Consider the following 2,295-nt stretch of genomic DNA (forward strand, 5'->3'; position numbering starts at 1 on the left):
GGTTAATCATAGTGTATCAAAACTTAATTTTTAACGTCATTTTATGCAACAAATCCACTTAAAAAGCTAAAAATTTGAATCAAAAGGCATTTTTTATTAAATTTGTAGAAATACACTGTTTTAATAACCGGCTTACAACTACAAAATACATTGAATAATCAAACATATTTTGCAGCTTAAGGTGTATGGAGTAAGCAAAAAATAATTTATATGCTAAGCATTAAAAAAATTGACAAACAAAACAAGATTAACAATGACGAAATTAACCTGTATGCTGATTTTCTAAATCTGCATTTAGAGCAATATGGCGACAAAAAGCAAGACATTTTAAAGGCTATAGACTACGCTCTTGAAAAAGATAACAAACCTGGAGGATTCTTATTGGTAGCTACCAATCAACAAGACAAAATTGTCGGTATTACTGTTGTTTTAAATACGCTAATGGAAGGTTTTATACCTGAACATATATTAGTTTATATTGCAACTGACTCCAAGGAAAGAGGCCAAGGAATAGGCTCCCAATTGATCCAACGCATAAAACAAGAGGCCAAAGGATCTATTGCATTGCATGTTGATGCTGATAATCCAGCACAAAACTTGTATGAAAGACAAGGATTTGAAAAAAAATACATTGAAATGCGCTTAACAAAGTAATCATGGCTTTTATAACTTTAGACAAAAACAAGTTAAAGCACAATTTCGAACAACTTGACCAACTTTTTGAAAATAATAATATCCAATGGGCTGTTGTTGGAAAATTACTTTGTGGAAACGAAATCTTTTTAAGAGAGGTTCTCTCTTTAGATATAAAGCAAATTTGCGACTCAAGAGTATCAAATTTAAAGGCAATCAAAGCTATCAATGATCAGGTAGAAACCATTTACATCAAGCCCGCTCCAAATGGCAGCATTGATGAAATTGTTGAGTTTGCCGACATAAGCTTTAACACAGAACTTGAAACTATTAAACTTCTCTCTCAAGAAGCAGTTAAACAGAACAAACACCACAAAGTGGTAATTATGGTTGAACTCGGTGAGTTAAGGGAAGGTGTTTTAAGGGAAGATCTCATCGATTTTTACCAGCAAGTATTCAACTTGCCAAATATCCAAATCATTGGATTAGGTGCAAATCTTACTTGTATGTATGGAATATTACCCAATAATGACAAACTCATTCAAATCACCCTCTACAAGGAAGTGCTTGAGCTGAGATTTAACAAGACAATTCCCTATATCTCTGGAGGAGCCTCTGTGACAATTCCTCTGATTATGAATAGCAGTATCCCAAAGGCTATTAACCATTTTAGAATCGGAGAGAGTCTATTTATGGGAACCAATGCTTATGACGGGTCTTGCTATGAGAACTTAAAGCAGAACGTCTTTAAGCTTCACACGGAAATCATTGAACTACATGAAAAACCAATGATGCCTGAAGGAGAAGTAGGTCTAAATATGACTGGCGAGAAAGTTAGTTTTAATCCCGAATGGGAAGATAGCACCAATTACAGAGCTATTATCGATTTAGGACTACTTGACATCGACATTGAACACATCACTCCTCTATGGCCTGATATCGAGATTGTCGGGGCAAGTTCAGATATGATTGTCATTGATTTGGGACAAAATCCAAAGAAATTAAAAGTTGGAGATACCATTCCCTTTCACATGGATTACATGGGAATTCTGAGAATCATGAATTCTGACTACGTAGAAAAAGAAATAATTTAATATACCTTCTTTTACAGCTCACATCAATAAATTATTGGTGTGAGCTTTTTTTATGCACTAAAATCAGTAAAGACCTTAACAAGCAATCTGTAAATAAGCACAATTCCCTGTAAAGAATTTGCACTACTTACAAGAGTATTAATTAGATACCAAAAGGAACAACTATCTAAAACTTAGGTTAAAAAAAATCAAGCAAAGCCCAATGCCTTTTACTTTTGTTAACCTCAATCAAAAAGTTTTTTTACAATGATTCAAACAATTATCCCTTTAGGAGGAGTAGCACCCTCTGAGCTTATAGTCGTTGTTGCAATCGCTTTACTTTTGTTTGGCGGAAAGAAAATCCCCGAATTAATGAAAGGACTTGGAACAGGAATTAAAGAGTTTAAACAAGCTACTCGCGAATCAAATGCTACTACTGCACAGAATCAACACAGTGATTCAAATCAAGAGCAGAAAGCAAAACAAGACTAAAAGAGGCTGTCTAAAAAGCCTAAAAAACAAAACCCCGTCTAAAAAAGGCGGGGTTTTTTCATTGTTTGTCCTCAAAAATAATTATCTTCAAGGTGCA

The 2,295-nt window shown here is 34.2% G+C and carries 3 protein-coding genes; all 3 read left to right on the forward strand.

Going from position 1 to position 2,295, the window contains the following annotated elements; translation table 11 throughout:
* Positions 1-210: 210 nt before the first annotated feature.
* The 3 genes from GOQ24_RS08690 to GOQ24_RS08700 all read left to right on the forward strand — a co-directional run bounded on the left by GOQ24_RS08690 (position 211) and on the right by GOQ24_RS08700 (position 2,198).
* Entirely contained in the window at positions 211-654 is a 444-nt protein-coding gene (locus GOQ24_RS08690; RefSeq protein WP_155091650.1) for a GNAT family N-acetyltransferase, read from the forward strand.
* 2 nt (positions 655-656) lie between these two features.
* Positions 657-1,727 (forward strand): alanine racemase, encoded by a 1,071-nt coding sequence (locus GOQ24_RS08695; RefSeq protein WP_160339491.1) that lies wholly within the window; start codon positions 657-659, stop codon positions 1,725-1,727.
* 246 nt (positions 1,728-1,973) lie between these two features.
* Positions 1,974-2,198, forward strand: a complete 225-nt coding sequence (locus tag GOQ24_RS08700; RefSeq protein WP_155091648.1) for a twin-arginine translocase TatA/TatE family subunit — start codon at positions 1,974-1,976, stop codon at positions 2,196-2,198.
* Positions 2,199-2,295 lie beyond the last annotated feature (97 nt).

The sequence above is a fragment of the Myroides sp. LoEW2-1 genome (assembly GCF_009767705.1).
In the GTDB taxonomy this organism is placed as follows: domain Bacteria; phylum Bacteroidota; class Bacteroidia; order Flavobacteriales; family Flavobacteriaceae; genus Flavobacterium; species Flavobacterium album_A.

What these genes read in the sequence shown, in the direction of transcription:
- GOQ24_RS08700 (WP_155091648.1), top strand. Translation starts at nt 1,974, where the DNA reads ATGATTCAAACAATTATCCCTTTAGGAGGAGTAGCACCCTCTGAGCTT.
- GOQ24_RS08695 (WP_160339491.1), top strand. Translation starts at nt 657, where the DNA reads ATGGCTTTTATAACTTTAGACAAAAACAAGTTAAAGCACAATTTCGAA.
- GOQ24_RS08690 (WP_155091650.1), top strand. Translation starts at nt 211, where the DNA reads ATGCTAAGCATTAAAAAAATTGACAAACAAAACAAGATTAACAATGAC.